14 protein-coding genes are annotated in these 16115 nt (G+C 55.8%); 8 read left to right on the top strand and 6 right to left on the bottom strand.

Annotated elements, in window-relative coordinates; all coding sequences use genetic code 11:
• Nucleotides 1–25: 25 nt before the first annotated feature.
• Nucleotides 26–718 carry an aspartate/glutamate racemase gene (locus C1N69_RS18415; RefSeq protein WP_155031945.1) on the top strand — a complete coding sequence of 231 codons (693 nt, stop codon included), beginning with the start codon at nt 26–28 and terminating at the stop codon, nt 716–718.
• Here the strand turns inward: C1N69_RS18415 and C1N69_RS18410 are convergent.
• On the bottom strand, nt 713–1639 hold the full coding sequence (locus tag C1N69_RS18410; protein WP_126801254.1) for a LysR family transcriptional regulator: 927 nt from the start codon (nt 1637–1639) through the stop codon (nt 713–715). The two genes, C1N69_RS18415 and C1N69_RS18410, sit on opposite strands and share 6 nt — an antisense overlap.
• Nucleotides 1640–1761: 122 nt before the next feature.
• Between C1N69_RS18410 and lysA the strand changes: the two genes are divergently transcribed.
• Nucleotides 1762–3024, top strand: a complete 1263-nt coding sequence (gene lysA / locus C1N69_RS18405; RefSeq protein ID WP_155031670.1) for a diaminopimelate decarboxylase — start codon at nt 1762–1764, stop codon at nt 3022–3024.
• Here lysA and C1N69_RS18400 read toward each other — a convergent pair.
• Nucleotides 2994–4031, bottom strand: coding sequence for a LacI family DNA-binding transcriptional regulator (locus tag C1N69_RS18400; protein ID WP_059384966.1), 1038 nt, complete (start codon nt 4029–4031; stop codon nt 2994–2996). The genes lysA and C1N69_RS18400 overlap by 31 nt on opposite strands.
• 300 nt (nt 4032–4331) lie before the next feature.
• Here C1N69_RS18400 and C1N69_RS18395 point away from each other — a divergent pair, with 300 nt between their 5' ends.
• The 4 genes from C1N69_RS18395 to C1N69_RS18380 all read left to right on the top strand — a co-directional run bounded on the left by C1N69_RS18395 (nt 4332) and on the right by C1N69_RS18380 (nt 8429).
• Complete coding sequence (locus C1N69_RS18395) at nt 4332–5657, top strand: PTS sugar transporter subunit IIC (RefSeq protein WP_095441235.1); 1326 nt, start codon at nt 4332–4334, stop codon at nt 5655–5657.
• A gap of 7 nt (nt 5658–5664) precedes the next feature.
• On the top strand, nt 5665–7092 hold the full coding sequence (locus C1N69_RS18390) for a glycoside hydrolase family 1 protein (protein WP_155031669.1): 1428 nt from the start codon (nt 5665–5667) through the stop codon (nt 7090–7092).
• A 90-nt stretch (nt 7093–7182) separates the two neighbouring features.
• Nucleotides 7183–7956, top strand: a complete 774-nt coding sequence (locus C1N69_RS18385) for a GntR family transcriptional regulator (RefSeq protein WP_095441237.1) — start codon at nt 7183–7185, stop codon at nt 7954–7956.
• Nucleotides 7953–8429, top strand: coding sequence for a GNAT family N-acetyltransferase (locus C1N69_RS18380; protein ID WP_155031668.1), 477 nt, complete (start codon nt 7953–7955; stop codon nt 8427–8429). The genes C1N69_RS18385 and C1N69_RS18380 overlap by 4 nt, the downstream gene beginning before the upstream one ends.
• Here the strand turns inward: C1N69_RS18380 and galR are convergent.
• Nucleotides 8390–9406, bottom strand: a complete 1017-nt coding sequence (gene galR, locus C1N69_RS18375; protein ID WP_025757800.1) for an HTH-type transcriptional regulator GalR — start codon at nt 9404–9406, stop codon at nt 8390–8392. The genes C1N69_RS18380 and galR overlap by 40 nt on opposite strands.
• Nucleotides 9407–9831: 425 nt before the next feature.
• On the opposite strand from galR, the gene aas reads away from it, so the two are divergent.
• Nucleotides 9832–11991 carry a bifunctional acyl-ACP--phospholipid O-acyltransferase/long-chain-fatty-acid--ACP ligase gene (gene aas, locus C1N69_RS18370; protein ID WP_059384968.1) on the top strand — a complete coding sequence of 720 codons (2160 nt, stop codon included), beginning with the start codon at nt 9832–9834 and terminating at the stop codon, nt 11989–11991.
• Nucleotides 11984–13177: a lysophospholipid transporter LplT gene (gene lplT, locus C1N69_RS18365; protein ID WP_025757803.1), complete on the top strand. Its 1194-nt coding sequence runs from the start codon at nt 11984–11986 to the stop codon at nt 13175–13177. The genes aas and lplT overlap by 8 nt, the downstream gene beginning before the upstream one ends.
• 80 nt (nt 13178–13257) lie before the next feature.
• Here the strand turns inward: lplT and C1N69_RS18360 are convergent, their stop codons facing one another.
• From C1N69_RS18360 to mutH, 3 genes are all read right to left on the bottom strand, one after another.
• Nucleotides 13258–14298, bottom strand: coding sequence for an NADP(H)-dependent aldo-keto reductase (locus C1N69_RS18360; protein WP_094919657.1), 1041 nt, complete (start codon nt 14296–14298; stop codon nt 13258–13260).
• A 131-nt stretch (nt 14299–14429) separates the two neighbouring features.
• Nucleotides 14430–14648: a YgdI/YgdR family lipoprotein gene (locus C1N69_RS18355; RefSeq protein WP_008499668.1), complete on the bottom strand. Its 219-nt coding sequence runs from the start codon at nt 14646–14648 to the stop codon at nt 14430–14432.
• Between the two features lie 128 nt (nt 14649–14776).
• A complete protein-coding gene (mutH, locus tag C1N69_RS18350; RefSeq protein ID WP_025760098.1) occupies nt 14777–15469 on the bottom strand; it encodes a DNA mismatch repair endonuclease MutH in 693 nt (230 codons plus the stop codon).
• Nucleotides 15470–16115 lie beyond the last annotated feature (646 nt).

Here is a 16115-nt window from a genome sequence, read left to right as displayed (position 1 = left end):
AGATCCTGGATAATAAGGAGGGATGATGAAAACGATCGGCCTGATAGGTGGAATGAGCTGGGAATCGACAATCCCTTATTACCGCCTGATTAACGAAGGAATAAAGCAACGTCTGGGTGGTCTGCATTCCGCGAGTCTGCTGCTGCACAGCGTGGATTTTCATGAAATAGAAGCGTGCCAGTCGAGCGGAGAATGGGATAAAGCCGGGGAGATCCTGGCCCAGGCGGCGCTGGGGCTGGAGCGTGCCGGCGCCGAAGGGATTTTGCTCTGTACCAACACTATGCACAAAGTGGCGTCGCACATTGAGGATCGCTGCCCGCTGCCGTTCCTGCATATTGCTGATGCCACCGGGCGTGCGATTGCGGCATCCGGTCTACGCCGCGTGGCGCTGCTGGGTACGCGCTACACCATGGAACAGGATTTTTATCGTGGGCGTTTGCACAGTCAGTTCGGCATCGAAAGCCTGATCCCTGATGAGCATGACCGGGCGCGCATCAACCAGATCATCTTTGACGAACTCTGCCTCGGTACCTTCAGCGAGTCATCCCGGGCATATTATGTCAGCGTGATTGAAAAGCTGGCGCAGCAGGGGGCTGAAGGGGTGATCTTCGGCTGCACGGAGATTGGCCTGCTGGTGCCGGTTGAGCGAAGCCCTGTTCCGGTATTTGATACCGCCGCCATTCACGCAGCGGATGCCGTAGCGTTTATGCTCTCATAATGGCGCTTGTCGATCTGGTAAGCGAAGCGCTACCTGGCGCGCGTGCGCCACTAAGTGTTCGGTGAACGCATCTACCAGTGCGGAAGAGGGGCGGTGCAGCGGACGGATCAGGCTCACGGTGAACGGAACGGAAACGCTGAAGCGGCGGATAACGATCCCGCTTCCGGCATAGTCCAGCGCCGTCAGCGGGTTAACGACCGCGACGCCGACGCCTGCCCGCACCATTGCACAGATTGAGGCTGCGCTGTGCGTCTCCACGACCATTCGCCGTTTTACCTGATGCTCGGCAAAAAGCGTATCCAGGAGCTGTCGGTAACTGTCGGTCTGCGACAGACTAATGTAGTTTTCCCCGTGAAAATCCTCGGGTGTCAGCACGCTCTTTCCGGCAAGCGGATGTCCGGCCGGGAGAACGCACACTTCATCTAAAGAGAGTAATTCCATGCGTTCCGTTCCCGCGGGGGTGGAGAGGGTCTCGGTGAGTCCTAAATCATGACGCTGCGCCGAAAGCCACTCTTCCAGCAGCGGGGATTCCTGCGGCACGATAGTGAGGCTGACTTCAGGATAGCGGGCCAGAAAAGGCTGTAGCAGCATCGGCAAAAAGGATTGCGAAAAGACCGGCAGGCAAACAATCGACAGCTCGCCCTGACGAAACTCGCGCAGGCTTTCTGCCGCACTCACTATTCTGTCCAGCCCGTACCAGGAACGCTGCACTTCTTCGAACAAACGTAACCCCTGCACCGTTGGGTGCAGCCTTCCCCGGGTGCGTTCAAACAGCTTTAGCCCCAGCACTTTCTCGAAGCGCGCCAGCTCGCGGCTGACTGTCGGCTGTGAGGTATGCAGCATCTGCGCGGCTTCGGTGAGATTACCGGTGGTCATCACGGCGTGAAAAATCTCAATCTGGCGTAAGTTGACGGCGGGCATAGGGCACCTGAAGGCTGAGGGTGATCCATATCATTTTTGCATAGACTCGGGATAAAACGATATTTTTTATTCTCTTTGCGCTGTGGCGTAATCATAAAAAATTTGATGACCCGGAGAAGACCATGCCACGCCCGCTCAACCAGACTGATACCGATTTGAATGCTGACAACCTGCTACGCCTGCCTGCCGAGTTTGGCTGCCCGGTGTGGGTTTATGACGCACAGATCATTCGCGAAAAGATCGCCGCCCTGCATCAGTTTGACGTGGTGCGTTTTGCCCAGAAGGCCTGTTCCAATATTCATATCCTGCGTCTGATGCGCGAGCAGGGGGTAAAAGTTGACTCCGTGTCACTGGGGGAAATCGAGCGCGCGCTGGCGGCGGGTTTTGATCCAAAAACTGACAGCGATGCGATCGTCTTTACTGCCGATGTCATCGACGATGCCACCCTGGCGCGCGTGCACGAACTGCAGATCCCGGTGAATGCCGGGTCTGTGGATATGCTGGAGCAGCTGGGTCAGGTTTCTCCTGGCCATCGCGTCTGGCTGCGCGTGAACCCGGGCTTTGGCCATGGTCACAGCCAAAAAACCAACACCGGCGGTGAAAACAGCAAACACGGGATCTGGTATGCCGATATGCCTGCTGCGCTGGAGGTACTGCAGCGTTACAACCTGAAGCTGGTGGGCATTCATATGCACATTGGCTCTGGTGTGGATTATGGTCATCTGGAGCAGGTGTGCGGCGCAATGGTGCGCCAGGTGGTGGACTTCGGGCAGGATCTGGAGGCGATCTCCGCCGGTGGTGGTCTCTCCATTCCTTACCGTGAAGGCGAAGAGGCGATCGATACCGATCACTATTACGGCCTGTGGAGCGCCGCGCGTGACCAAATTGCCGCGCATCTGGGCCACGCGGTGAAACTGGAAATTGAGCCGGGTCGTTTCCTGGTGGCGGAAGCCGGCGTGCTGGTGTCGCAGGTGCGCAGCGTGAAAGAGATGGGCTCTCGTCACTTCGTGTTGATTGACGCGGGCTTTAACGATCTGATGCGTCCGTCCATGTACGGCAGCTATCATCACATTACCGCACTGGCTGCCGACGGCCGCGATTTAACGCAGGCGCCGCGCGTTGAGACCGTCGTTGCAGGGCCGCTGTGCGAATCGGGTGACGTATTTACTCAGCAGGAGGGAGGTAAAGTGGAAACCCGCGCGCTGCCAGAGGTTAAACCGGGTGATTATCTGGTACTGCATGATACCGGTGCCTACGGGGCGTCGATGTCCTCTAACTACAACAGCCGCCCGCTGCTGCCGGAAGTGCTGTTTGATAACGGCAAGGCGCGGCTGATCCGCCGCCGCCAGACTATTCAGGAACTGCTGGCGCTGGAACTCGTCTGAGTAAAGTAGGGCCCGGTGGTGACCGAATCGCGTAAGACCAGCGTGCCGGTAAACGGCGGGATCGCATCGACCGGCTGGTTTTTTGCCAGCCGGATCGCCTGATCGATGGCGGTGATAATCATACTGTCGATGGGCAGATAGACCGATGACAGCGCAGGCTCCAGCCATTTCGCGCTGGGGGCATCGTCAAAGCCGAACAGGGAAATATCCTGCGGGATCTTCAGTCCCGCCTGATGCAGCGCTTTGGACGCACCCAGCGCCATATCATCGTTACAGGCAAACAGGGCGCTGAACGACACACCTTCGGCAATCAGCTCCTTGCACAGCTCATATCCCCGCGTCATGCCCGCATCGCCGTATTTAATCCGACGCTCGTCCAGACGAATACCGTGCTTTTCCAGCGCCTTGCGGTAGCCCATCAGCCTCGCTTTCCCGGTGGGGGTGTGGATTGGGACGGTGATACAGGCGATCTCCCGGTGGCCCTGATTGATCAGGTAATCCACGGCCTTAAACGCGGCATCCTGCTGTTCGAAGAAAACGCAGCGATCCGGCGCCTGGCTCACTTCACGGTTAATGACCACCAGCGGCGTTTGTACGGTATTCATCAGCTTGATGATCGCTTTTTCACTCATATAGCGCGTGTAAAGCACGATGGCATCACACTGGCGATCGGCCAGCATCTGCACCGCCTGTTCTTCCTGTTCCGGCGCGTCGTGGCCATCGGTGACGATCAGCTGTTTCCCGTGGGTTTCGGTCTGCCGCGACGCCTGTTGCAGAAGGCGGCCAAAGTAAAAGCCATCGAAGGTCGAGACCACCAGACCAATGCTGTTGCTGGTCTGGTTTGCCAGGGAACGCGCGAGAAAGTTCGGGCGATAGCCCAGCTCTTCCATCGCCGCAAACACCTGCTGGCGCGTACTCTCTTTAACCTGACCTGTGCCGTTCAGCACGCGCGATACCGTGGCCTTCGACACGCCCGCACGCAGTGAGACATCCAGCATTGTTGCCATTCTACATTCCTGATTCCACGTATTGGTCTGCAGTTTAACACAGACCTCACGGCGTATAAGCGATGCGGAAAGGGCAAAAACTCCGCCACGATCACGCTTTTCGGTAAGGATCGATCAGCGCGGAATAAACGCCTGAAAGTGGTATGCCAAAATGGTCAAAAATATTCATCTGGAATACCTCTTGCCTCGTTGAGAGCTAAATCACAGAACGTAGAGCCCCTTAAAGCTATTTTTGGTATGCCAATAGTATCCGGCTGATCTTCTTATTCCATAAAAGCCCTTTTACTGAGGTATTACCCTATGGCATTACAGGAAAAACTGATTGACGCTCTGGGCAGTTTCGCCACTACGTTCAACAGCTATCGCTACATTATGGCGATCAAATCTGCCTTCATTACTTTAATGCCGGTCATCATCGTTGGCGCATTTTCCGTGCTGATCTCCAACATGGTACTGGATCCGAAAAATGGGCTGGCGAGCTTCCAGTCCCTGTCATTCCTCGCAGTGCTGAAACCGATCACCAGCGCGCTTAATTACGCGACCCTGAATTTCCTCAATATTGGCGCGGTGTTTTTAATCGGCATCGAACTGGGGCGTATTAACGGCATAAAATCATTGTTCCCCGGCCTGCTGGCGGTGATCTGTTTTATCTGCGTGACGCCGACCACCGTGGAAATGCTGGTGGATGGCGAAATGCACGTGGTGAAGGATGTCCTGCTGCGTCAGTTCTCCGATACCCGCAGCCTGTTCCTCGGCATGTTTATCGCCATTCTTTCGGTAGAAATCTACTGCTGGCTGGAAAACCGCAAAGGGCTAAAGATCAGAATGCCGGATACCGTGCCGCCTAACGTGGCCGCGTCGTTCTCCGCGCTGATCCCGGCTATCATCACCACCACTGCCATTGCCACCTTCGGCTTCGTATTCCATCAACTTACCGGCATGTATCTTTATGATGCGGTCTATCAGGTGGTGCAACAGCCGCTGGAGCGCGTGGTACAAAGTCTGCCGGGCATTCTGCTGCTGATGTTTGTCGCTCAGCTGTTCTGGGTCATTGGCATTCATGGCAACCAGATGATTAAGCCTATCCGCGAGCCGCTGCTGCTGGGGGCGATCACCGTCAACATGAGCGCCTTCGAGCAGGGTAAAGAGGTCCCGAACATCATCACCATGCCGTTCTGGGACGTGTATATGAGCATCGGCGGATCGGGGCTCACCATCGGTTTGCTGATCGCGGTGATGATCGCCACCAAACGCAAAGAGATGAAGGAGATCGCCAAACTCTCTATCGGCCCCGGCATCTTTAACATTAACGAGCCGGTGATCTTCGGCATGCCAATCATGCTTAACCCGATCCTCGCCATTCCCTTCATCATCACCCCACTGGTGACCGGATCGATTGGCTACTTTGCGACGGTAACCGGTTTTGCCGGTAAAGCCGTGGTGATGGTGCCATGGACCACGCCGCCGCTGATTAACGCCTGGCTTTCCACCGCAGGGTCGATGGGGGCGGTGATCACCCAGCTTATTTGCATCGTCACTGCCGTCATTATTTATCTGCCGTTTGTGAAGATTGCCTCACGCCGCGCAGAGCAGGCCGCGCTGCAGCAAGCCACCGATAACGTGTGAGGATGCGATGAGCACAAAAAAGATCACTCTGCCGCAGGATTTTATTCTCGGTGCGGCGGCATCAGCCTGGCAAACCGAAGGCTGGAGCGGCAAAAAACCGGGCCAGGATTCGTGGATCGACCTCTGGTATAAAAACGATCGTCACGTCTGGCACAACGGCTATGGCCCGGCGGTGGCGACCGATTTTATCAATCGCTTCCGTGAAGATGTGGCCCTGATGAAGCAGGCGGGGCTGACGCATTACCGGACCTCGATCAACTGGTCCCGTTTTTTGACCGATTATGAAAATGCGACGGTGGATGAGGAGTACGCGGCGTATTACGCCGACCTGTTTGATGAAATGCACCGTCAGGGCATTGAGCCGATGATCTGCCTGGAACATTACGAGCTTCCCGGCGTGCTGTTTGAAAAATACGGCGGTTGGGCGTCGAAGCACGTAGTTGAGCTGTTTGTCCGCTATGCGGAAAAGGTGTTTGAACGCTTCCACGGCAAAGTGACCCGCTGGTTTACCTTCAACGAGCCGATTGTGGTCCAGACCCGCGTCTACCTCGACGCGCTGCGCTGGCCCTACGAGCAGAACACCAGTACCTGGATGCAGTGGAATCACCATAAGGTGCTGGCGACGGCGAAGGTAGTGAAGCTGTTTCGCGCCAAAGGCTACCGCGGTTCGGTGGGCTGTATTCTTAACCCGGAAGTCACATATCCGCGCTCCCGCGCGCCGCATGACGTGCGGGCGGCAGAAATGTACGATCTGTTCTACAACCGTGTCTTTCTCGATCCGCTGGTGCACGGGCATTATCCACCGGTGCTTTTTACCCTGCTGGAACAGCACCGGGTGAAGTGGGACTACACGGCAGACGAACTGGCACTGATCGCGGAAAACACCGTTGATGAGCTGGGAATTAACCTGTATTACCCGCACCGCGTAAAAGCCCCCTCCCGCGCCTGGCACCCGGAAACCCCGTTCCACCCGGCCTACTACTACGAGCCGTTTGAGCTGCCGGGGCGGCGGATGAACCCCTCCCGCGGCTGGGAGATTTACCCGCGCATTATCTACGACATGGCGATGCGGATTAAACAGGAATACCGGAACATCGACTGGTTCGTGGCGGAGAGCGGGATGGGCGTGGAAAACGAAGCGCGGTTTCGCAACGATGACGGCATCATCGACGACAGCTACCGCATTGCGTTTATCAGCGAGCATCTTTACTACGCGCTACTGGCGCGAGAGGCGGGGGCGAACTGTCACGGCTACATGCTGTGGGCCTTTACCGACAATGTCTCACCTATGAACGCCTTCAAAAATCGCTATGGTCTGATTGAGATTGATCTGGACGATAACCGCGCCCGGCGAGCGAAAAAATCGGCAACCTGGTTTCGCCAGCTGCGCGATACGCGCGTCCTCACGCTCGGCGTTGACGATGAATGGAAATAGGCGAAAACCAGGCGGGTTCTGGTAAAATAGTGTGCAAACTGGCCGGGAGGACGCCTGGCCTGCGCATTAACTGAAAAAACAGGTGGTAACGTGGATAAGGCTGTCATCCTGCCGGAAAAAAAACAGTACCAGGAAATTGGCGAGGATTTGCGGGCGCAGATTATCCAGGGGCACTATCCCGTTGGTTCCCGTCTGCCGCCGGAACGAAATATCGCTGAGACATATGGCGTGAGCCGCACCATCGTGCGCGAGGCGCTGCTGATGCTGGAATTACAGGGTACGGTAGATATCCGTCAGGGTTCTGGCGTGTACGTCATGCGTATTCCGGAAGAACACGAAAACGAAGAAGAGCGTTTTCTTAATAGCGACGTGGGGCCGTTTGAGATCCTGCAGGCGCGCCAGCTTCTTGAAAGCAATATTGCCGCGTTTGCCGCTAAAATGGCGACGCGTGCCGATATCGACAACCTGCGCCGGATTATCGAGCAGGAGCAGCGCGCGATAGCCGCCGACGACAACAGCCAGGATAACAACAAAATGTTCCACCTGGTGCTGGCGGGCGCAACGCAAAACCAGATGCTGCTGGCGACGGTGGAAAGTATCTGGCACCACATGGACAGTAGCCCGCTATGGCAGCAGTTTAATGTCCACATCGCCAGCCGCGCATACCGTCTGAAATGGCTGGGCGACAGGCAAACTATCCTTGCGGCGCTCCGTCGTCGTGACGTGATGGGGGCCTGGCAGGCGATGTTCCAGCACCTTGAAAATGTCAAAAAGAGCTTACTTGAACTCTCGGATGAAGATGCGCCAGATTTTGACGGCTATCTGTTTGAGTCCGTACCAATTTTCCAGGGGAAACTGGTATGACGATTTTGCCTCTTTACGCCGCGCCGCAGTATGCGCAGCAGGTGACCGACTGGATCTGGCAGGCTTTTGGCGAGGGGCTTCCACGGGAATTTTTCCACAGCATCGTGGAGCATAGCCAGACGCCGGGGGCATTACCGCTGACCTTTATTGCTCTGGAAGACGAACGGCTTGTGGGCACGGTGGGGCTCTGGCGCTGCGATCTCATCACCCGACAGGATCTCTTTCCATGGCTGGCGGCGCTGTACGTTGACGACGCGGCGCGCGGCAAAGGGCTGGCAGGGCAACTTCAGCAACATGTCATTTCCTGCGCCGCGCAGGCGGGGTATGAGACGCTCCATCTGTGGTCTGCCTGCCGTGACTTCTATGAACGTTACGGCTGGCAGTACATTGGCGATGCGCTGGAGTACCCGGATAAGACGGTACACCTTTACCGTTATTCGCTCTGCGCTTCCGCAGGCGACGCGACGGAGTGACGGCGCACTAAGGTTGGGCTGAAGAGATGGGTAATATCCGGCGGCTGGCGTTGCTCGGCCAGCGCTAACGCCAGCTCCGCGGCCTGCGTTGCCATCGTGATGATCGGGTAACGTACGGTAGTCAGGCGCGGGCGGACGTAACGGGAGACCAGCACATCATCAAAGCCAATCAGTGAGATTTCTGCCGGCACCTCAATCCCGTTGTCATTCAACACCCCCATCGCCCCTGCGGCCATGGAGTCGTTATAGCTGGCCACTGCCGTAAAGTTTCGGCCGCGACCCAGCAGTTCGGTCATCGCCTGTTCGCCGCCGCTCTCATCCGGTTCACCGTAGGCTACAAGCCGGTCATTACACGGCAGACCGTTTTCGCGCAGGGCATCGTAGTAGCCCTGCAGACGGTCTTCAGCATCAGAAATCGGGTGATTTGAGCAGAGATAGCCAATCCGGGTGTGGCCCTGTTGGATCAGGTGACGGGTAGCAAGCCAGGCACCGTAGCGATCGTCGAGCGCCACGCAGCGTTTTTCAAAGCCGGGAATAATACGGTTGATGATTACCATCCCGGGGATCTGCTTCATCAGATGAATCAGTTCGGCATCCGGGATCATTTTGGCGTGAACCACCAGCGCCGCGCAGCGGTGGCGGATCAGCTGCTCGATGGCCTGGCGTTCTTTTTGCTCATTATGATAGCCATTGCCGATCAGTAAAAAATTGCCTGTCTGATAAGAAACCTGTTCAACCGCTTTTACCATGGCACCGAAAAAGGGGTCAGAAACATCTCCCACCACCAGACCAATGGTTTCTGTGGCCTGTTGGGCGAGCGCGCGGGCATTGGCATTGGGATGATAGTTCAGGGATTCCATGGCGTTTTGTACCGCCTGGCGCGATGCGTCACTGGCTTTTGGGGAGTCGTTAATCACACGCGAGACGGTGGCTACCGAGACACCTGCCAGACGGGCCACATCCTTTATTGTCGCCATTCAATACCTTCTTATTGGGGGTAAGCGTTTACACACCAAATAGTGTTGCGGAAAAGCGCCGCGCATTCAAGGGGAGCGGATCCCCGCTCTCCACAAACGTGACGCAGAACAACCCTGGCGGTGTAATCGTTACACGCGCAGTCATGTCTGAAGAATGTCATTCTGAACCTTTAGTTACACTTTGCCTCAGGCTGTTGCGATTGTCAGATAGCGAGGACGTGAAAGAGATTGCTAAAGTCGAGATCCCAGAGGTATTGATTGGTGAGAATTCTTAGTACGGTTTCGTACTCATCTCTTGCACCAACCTGCGCGGATGCGCAGGTTTTTTTTCGCCTCCATTTTTGCTGTCGCTCCCGTATCACTTCTCGTGTAATCTGCCACCATTTACTATCAACCCTTCACACTGGCTGGCAAAGGGAGTTGAGATGCTATTTGGGTTCTTCCGTACACTTTTCCGTATCCTCTTTCGCATCCGCGTCACGGGCGATGCCCAGGCGCTTCGCGGTGAACGCGTTTTAATCACACCAAATCACGTTTCCTTTATCGATGGCATTCTGCTGGCACTGTTTTTGCCCGTGCGTCCGGTGTTTGCGGTCTATACATCCATTAGCCAGCAGTGGTACATGCGCTGGCTCACGCCGTTGATTGATTTTGTGCCGCTCGACCCGACAAAGCCGATGATGATTAAACATCTGGTCCGTCTGGTAGAGCAGGGGCGCCCGGTGGTCATTTTCCCGGAAGGGCGTATCTCAGTGACCGGATCGCTGATGAAGATCTACGACGGTGCGGGGTTTGTCGCGGCGAAGTCAAAAGCGACCGTGGTGCCGCTGCGTATTGAAGGGGCGGAGCTAACCCATTTCAGTCGTCTGAAAGGGCTGGTCAAGCAGCGTCTGTTCCCCACCATCACGCTGCATATTCTGCCACCAACGTCGCTCCCGATGCCCGACGCGCCGCGTGCCCGCGATCGCCGTAAGATCGCCGGGGAGATGCTGCATCAGATCATGATGGAAGCGCGTATGGCCGTTCGTCCGCGCGAAACGCTGTACGAATCCCTGCTTTCTGCGCAGTACCGCTATGGCGCGAAGAAAAACTGTATCGAAGACATCAACTTTACCCCGGATACCTATCGCAAACTGCTGACCAAGACCCTGTTTGTGGGCCGCATACTGGAGAAGTACAGCAAAAAGGGCGAAAAGATTGGCCTGATGCTGCCTAACGCGGGCATCAGCGCAGCGGTGATTTTTGGCGCGGTTTCACGGGGCCGTATTCCGGCGATGATGAACTACACGGCGGGTGTGAAGGGGCTGACCAGCGCCATCACCGCCGCTCAGATTAACACCGTCTTTACCTCCCGTCAGTTCCTGGACAAAGGCAAGCTCTGGCATCTTCCCGAGCAGCTCACTCAGGTGCGCTGGGTCTTCCTGGAAGATCTGAAAGCGGACGTGACCACCGGCGACAAGCTGTGGATTTTTGCGCATCTGCTGATGCCGCGTCTGGCCCAGGTCAAACAGCAGCCGGAAGATGACGCGATTATCCTCTTCACATCGGGTTCTGAAGGGAACCCAAAAGGCGTTGTCCACAGCCACAAGAGCATTCTGGCAAACGTTGAGCAGATCAAAAGCATTGCCGACTTTACCGCGAACGACCGGTTTATGTCGGCGCTGCCGCTGTTCCACTCCTTTGGCCTGACGGTCGGGCTGTTTACGCCGCTGCTGACCGGCGCTGAAGTGTTCCTCTATCCCAGCCCGCTGCATTATCGCATTGTGCCGGAGCTGGTGTATGACCGTAACTGCACCGTGCTGTTCGGGACTTCAACCTTCCTGGGTAACTATGCGCGTTTTGCCAATCCGTATGACTTCTATCGCGTGCGGTATGTGGTGGCTGGCGCAGAAAAACTGCAGGAGAGCACGCGTCAGATCTGGCAGGACAAGTTTGGTCTGCGCATTCTCGAAGGCTATGGCGTGACCGAGTGTGCGCCCGTTGTCTCGATTAACGTGCCGATGGCGGCGAAACCGGGAACGGTTGGCCGCATTCTGCCGGGGATGGACGCGCGTCTGCTGGCAGTGCCGGGCATAGAGGACGGCGGCCGTCTGCAGCTCAAAGGGCCAAACGTGATGAACGGGTATCTGCGCGTGGAAAACCCAGGCGTGCTGGAAGCGCCGACGGCGGAGAACGTCAACGGCGAGGTTGAAACCGGCTGGTACGACACCGGTGATATTGTCCGCTTCGATGAACAAGGCTTTGTACAGATCCAGGGACGTGCAAAACGCTTCGCCAAAATTGCCGGTGAAATGGTCTCTCTGGAAATGGTTGAGCAGCTGGCGACCGCCGTGTCCGCCGAGAAGATGCACGCGACGGTCGTGAAGAGCGATGCCAGCAAAGGTGAGGCGCTGGTGCTGTTTACAACCGACAGTGAGCTTAAGCGCGACAGGTTACTCAGCTATGCGCGTGAACATGGTATTCCTGAGCTGGCGGTACCGCGCGATATTCGCTACCTAAAGCAGCTTCCGGTGCTGGGAAGCGGGAAGCCCGATTTCGTGACCCTGAAAGGCATGGTTGAAGAGGCGGAACAGCAAAATGCGTGAGTCAGTACACACTAACACCTCGCTCAGATCGAAAGGCATGCTGGCGGTCATTGCCGCGCAGTTTCTCTCTGCGTTTGGCGATAACGCGCTGTTGTTTGCCACGCTGGCGCTGCTTAAGGCCGAGTTTTACCCCGACTGGAGCCAGCCGATCCTGCAGATGGTGTTTGTGGGCGCTTACATTATATTTGCTCCCTTCGTCGGACAGGTGGCGGACAGCTTCCCCAAAGGTCGGGTGATGATGTTTGCCAACGGACTCAAGCTGCTGGGCGCAGCCAGTATCTGTTTTGGCTTCAATCCGTTTGTTGGCTATACGCTGGTGGGCATCGGTGCTGCCGCCTACTCCCCGGCGAAGTATGGCATCCTCGGAGAGCTGACCACGGGAGATAAGCTGGTCAAAGCCAATGGCCTGATGGAGTCCTCAACGATTGCCGCTATCCTGCTCGGCTCCGTCGCGGGCGGCGTCCTGGCCGACTGGCATGTTCTGGCGGCCCTGGGCGTGTGTGCAGTGGTGTATGGCGGGGCGGTCGTCGCTAACCTGTTTATTCCGAAGCTGCCGGTGGCTCGCCCGGGCCAGTCCTGGCGCTTTAAGCCAATGACCGGCAGCTTCTTTACTGCCTGTCGTGTGCTGTGGCGTAACGGTGAAACCCGTTTCTCCCTGATGGGCACCAGTATGTTCTGGGGCGCAGGCGTTACGCTGCGCTTCCTGCTGGTACTGTGGGTGCCAGTGGCGCTGGGGATCACCGACAACGCGACGCCAACCTATCTGAATGCGATGGTGGCTATCGGGATTGTGGTTGGGGCAGGCGCGGCGGCGAAGCTGGTCACGCTTGAGACGGTAGCACGCTGCATGCCGGCAGGGATCCTGATTGGCGTGGTGGTGCTTATTTTCTCGCTGCAGCATGCATTATTGCCCGCTTATGCCCTCCTGATCCTGATTGGTATTCTCGGGGGCTTCTTCGTGGTGCCGCTCAATGCGTTACTGCAGGAACGGGGCAAGCAGACCGTCGGGGCGGGAAATGCCATCGCGGTACAAAACCTGGGTGAAAACCTGGCGATGCTGTTGATGCTGGGGCTTTATTCACTGGCAGTAAAAGTGGGCGTGCCGGTGGTGGGGATTGGCGTCGGGTTTGGCGGGCTGTTTGCGATTGCGATTGCCGCATTATGGCTTTGGCAGCGTCGCCGTTGATCAGTGCGACCCCGGCCCTCTCCCAAAGGGAGAGGGAGCAAACCCTAAAAACGGCAACGTGCGTTGCCGTTTTGCTTTTATTACGGTGCAGGGTATGTGTATACCTGATGCACCGCTTCAATCTCCGCTAACACCTCTTCACTCAGGTTCAGATGGAAACTCTCAATGTTGGTTTTCAACTGCTCCAGGGTGGTCGCGCCCAGCAGGGTGCTGGCAACAAACGGCTGACGACGCACGAAGGCAAGCGCCATCTGCGCAGGGTCAAGACCGTGACGCTTTGCGATATCCACATAGGCGGCAACGGCTTTCTGCGTCTGCTCGCCGCTGTAGCGGGTAAAGCGGCTAAAGAGAGTGTTACGCGCCCCGGCCGGTTTCGCCCCGTTCAGGTATTTCCCCGTCAGCGTGCCGAAACCGAGGCAGGAATAGGCGAGCAGTTCCACCTCTTCATACTGCGTCACTTCGGCCAGACCCACTTCATAGCTGCGGTTAAGCAGGCTGTACGGGTTCTGGATGGTGACGATGCGCGGCAGATCGTGTTTATCCGCCAGATGCAGATAGCGCATCACCCCAAAGGCCGTTTCGTTAGAGACGCCAATGTAGCGGATTTTCCCCGCGCGCTGGCACTCGGCCAGCGCTTCCAGTGTTTCCAGCAGCGTCACGGCAGGGGCGCTTTCATTCCAGCTGTAGCCAAGCTTACCAAAGCAGTTAGTGGGGCGCTGTGGCCAGTGTACCTGGTACAGATCGAGGTAGTCGGTCTGCAGACGCTTCAGGCTGGCATCCAGCGCGGCGCGGATATTTTTGCGATCGAGGATCTGATTCGGGCGGATCCCGGTATCGTTGTTGCGCGCCGGGCCACTGACTTTTGAGGCGATCACCAGCTTTTCACGGTTACCGTGTTTTGCCAGCCAGTTACCCACATACGTTTCGGTAAGTCCCTGCGTTTCCGGACGGGGTGGAACAGGGTACATCTCTGCTACATCAATCAGGTTAATGCCCTGGCTGACGGCATAATCGAGTTGTGCATGGGCATCGGCTTCGCTGTTTTGTTCACCAAATGTCATCGTGCCCAACCCCAGTTGGCTTATTTCGAGAGCGCTGTGGGGGATACGGTGATAATGCATAGCCGGCTTCCTCATGAGACATATAGACCGCGTCAGGGTGTTCCCGACAAAGGAATATAAACATGGCAGAGGGGAAGCAAAAGGGGAAGAAAAAAATCAAAAAGGCCAGCAAGCTACTGACCTCTCTCTGTTTATCGCTCGATAATTTGCGAGACTTCGTCGCGATTGATCTGCATTTTATTGCCTTCCTGGTCGCGGTAGCTGACCAGACCGGTATCATCATCGACTTCGGGTTTGCCGTCAGTCAGGATCATTCGACCGTCTTTTGTCGCCATGACGTAATCGCTGCTACAACCCGATACGGCAAAGGCTAAACCGACTGCTGAAACTAACACTGCCCATTTTTTCATCGTTATTGTCCTCATCTGGCTCGTATCAAATCATAGTCTAGTATTAACCCGATATGGCGAATGGAGAAAGCGGTAAAATCTTAAAAACCAGGTGATTATGTTTGAGAGCTCTCAAAATAAGTAAAAAACTATGTGTTAAGCAGGAAATGGCGTGCCAGCAGCGCGCCGGTAAAATTCTTTTTGAGATAAAAACCGCGTGGCAGAGTCAGTATGGGTTCACCCTGTGCGCCGATGGCCTCAGTGAGCGCTTTACTGTTCGCCGCTTTCGGACGCAGCTGTAACACTTCTCCGTGTCGGGCAGTAATGCGCTCTACCTGCCCAAGCACAATCATGTCCATCAGCTCCTCCCAGTCCAGACGCAGCTGGTGCTCCTCATCATCGGTTGGGCTCCAGAGCAGCGGGGCGCCAATGCGACGATCGGCCAGCGGGATCGCCCGCTCGCCTTCAACCGGTACCCACAGGACGCGCTTCAGCTTATGGCGAACATGGCTGGTTTCCCACGTTACGCCGGTATTGCCGGTTAATGGCGCAACGCAGACAAACGTGGTTTCAAGCGGCTTCCCCTGACGGTCTATGGGAATGGTTTTTAACTCCACGCCAAGGGCGGCAAAATCTTGCTCAGGTTTACTCCCTGCGCTGGCGCCCAGCCAGAGCTCGAGCAGCATGCCGATCCAGCCTTTATCCCGCTTCAGATCCTTCGGGATCGGCAGCCCTGCCATGGCGGCCAGCTCGCCAAGCGAAAAGCCTGCCAGGCGCTGGGCCTGTTGTAGCAACTGGCTCTCGCTGGAGGGCGGTGAAAGCAAGGGTGTAAGCGGATGCATGATGGTAACCTTTTGATTAAAAAATAAACGAAGAAATTGTCCCCTGTGGATAGAGTTTAACTTTTTCTGTACCAATATGACATGTCTATGATTTATTGGATATTTTGTCGCGTTGAAATCGTTTCACCGTGGGCGGAAAAGCGGTTGTTCAAATCTGGTCACTGACAATGAACAGGATCTTACACCATGTTATCCACAGAAAAATGGGATAACTGGGCATAACCCTGACTACTGTTTCAATCTACAGCCTTGACGTGCGATGAAAATCGAATTTTCACACAAATTGTGACTAACTTATTGGCACAATCTGTGGATAAAACCGACGCTGTTCGATCTTTCATCAGCACAACGATCTCTGATGTGATGATCGTCACGCTATTCTGCTTTTTGTTTACCGATCTGCATTTAACTGACTGTAAATAAAGAAATTATATTCAGTTGGTATAAGAGGGGGAACGGCGGTGATAAAGGTTGTTCATCGGTAATCAGACACTTCTTCACAACTATATCCACAGAAAAGGTGAATAAAATTCCCCTCTCTGCCTCACATCTGTTTATAACTCAGCACTTATTTGTGAGTTATTCAAATGTTATTAGGTTGCAGGCCTGTAAGAGAGTGGTTTACCGCCTCCCTGTAGTGTGAAAC

Origin of the sequence: Enterobacter sichuanensis (assembly GCF_009036245.1) — a bacterium.
GTDB lineage: Bacteria > Pseudomonadota > Gammaproteobacteria > Enterobacterales > Enterobacteriaceae > Enterobacter > Enterobacter sichuanensis.
The sequence above is the reverse complement of the archived record's forward strand: the minus strand, read 5'-3'. Positions and strand labels throughout refer to the sequence as shown.

Bases quoted from the DNA above. Each gene is read 5' to 3' on its own strand.
- C1N69_RS18415 (WP_155031945.1), top strand. From the start codon at position 26: ATGAAAACGATCGGCCTGATAGGTGGAATGAGCTGGGAATCGACAATC.
- C1N69_RS18410 (WP_126801254.1), bottom strand. From the start codon at position 1,639: ATGCCCGCCGTCAACTTACGCCAGATTGAGATTTTTCACGCCGTGATG.
- lysA (WP_155031670.1), top strand. From the start codon at position 1,762: ATGCCACGCCCGCTCAACCAGACTGATACCGATTTGAATGCTGACAAC.
- C1N69_RS18400 (WP_059384966.1), bottom strand. From the start codon at position 4,031: ATGGCAACAATGCTGGATGTCTCACTGCGTGCGGGCGTGTCGAAGGCC.
- C1N69_RS18395 (WP_095441235.1), top strand. From the start codon at position 4,332: ATGGCATTACAGGAAAAACTGATTGACGCTCTGGGCAGTTTCGCCACT.
- C1N69_RS18390 (WP_155031669.1), top strand. From the start codon at position 5,665: ATGAGCACAAAAAAGATCACTCTGCCGCAGGATTTTATTCTCGGTGCG.
- C1N69_RS18380 (WP_155031668.1), top strand. From the start codon at position 7,953: ATGACGATTTTGCCTCTTTACGCCGCGCCGCAGTATGCGCAGCAGGTG.
- galR (WP_025757800.1), bottom strand. From the start codon at position 9,406: ATGGCGACAATAAAGGATGTGGCCCGTCTGGCAGGTGTCTCGGTAGCC.
- aas (WP_059384968.1), top strand. From the start codon at position 9,832: ATGCTATTTGGGTTCTTCCGTACACTTTTCCGTATCCTCTTTCGCATC.
- lplT (WP_025757803.1), top strand. From the start codon at position 11,984: ATGCGTGAGTCAGTACACACTAACACCTCGCTCAGATCGAAAGGCATG.
- C1N69_RS18360 (WP_094919657.1), bottom strand. From the start codon at position 14,298: ATGCATTATCACCGTATCCCCCACAGCGCTCTCGAAATAAGCCAACTG.
- C1N69_RS18355 (WP_008499668.1), bottom strand. From the start codon at position 14,648: ATGAAAAAATGGGCAGTGTTAGTTTCAGCAGTCGGTTTAGCCTTTGCC.
- mutH (WP_025760098.1), bottom strand. From the start codon at position 15,469: ATGCATCCGCTTACACCCTTGCTTTCACCGCCCTCCAGCGAGAGCCAG.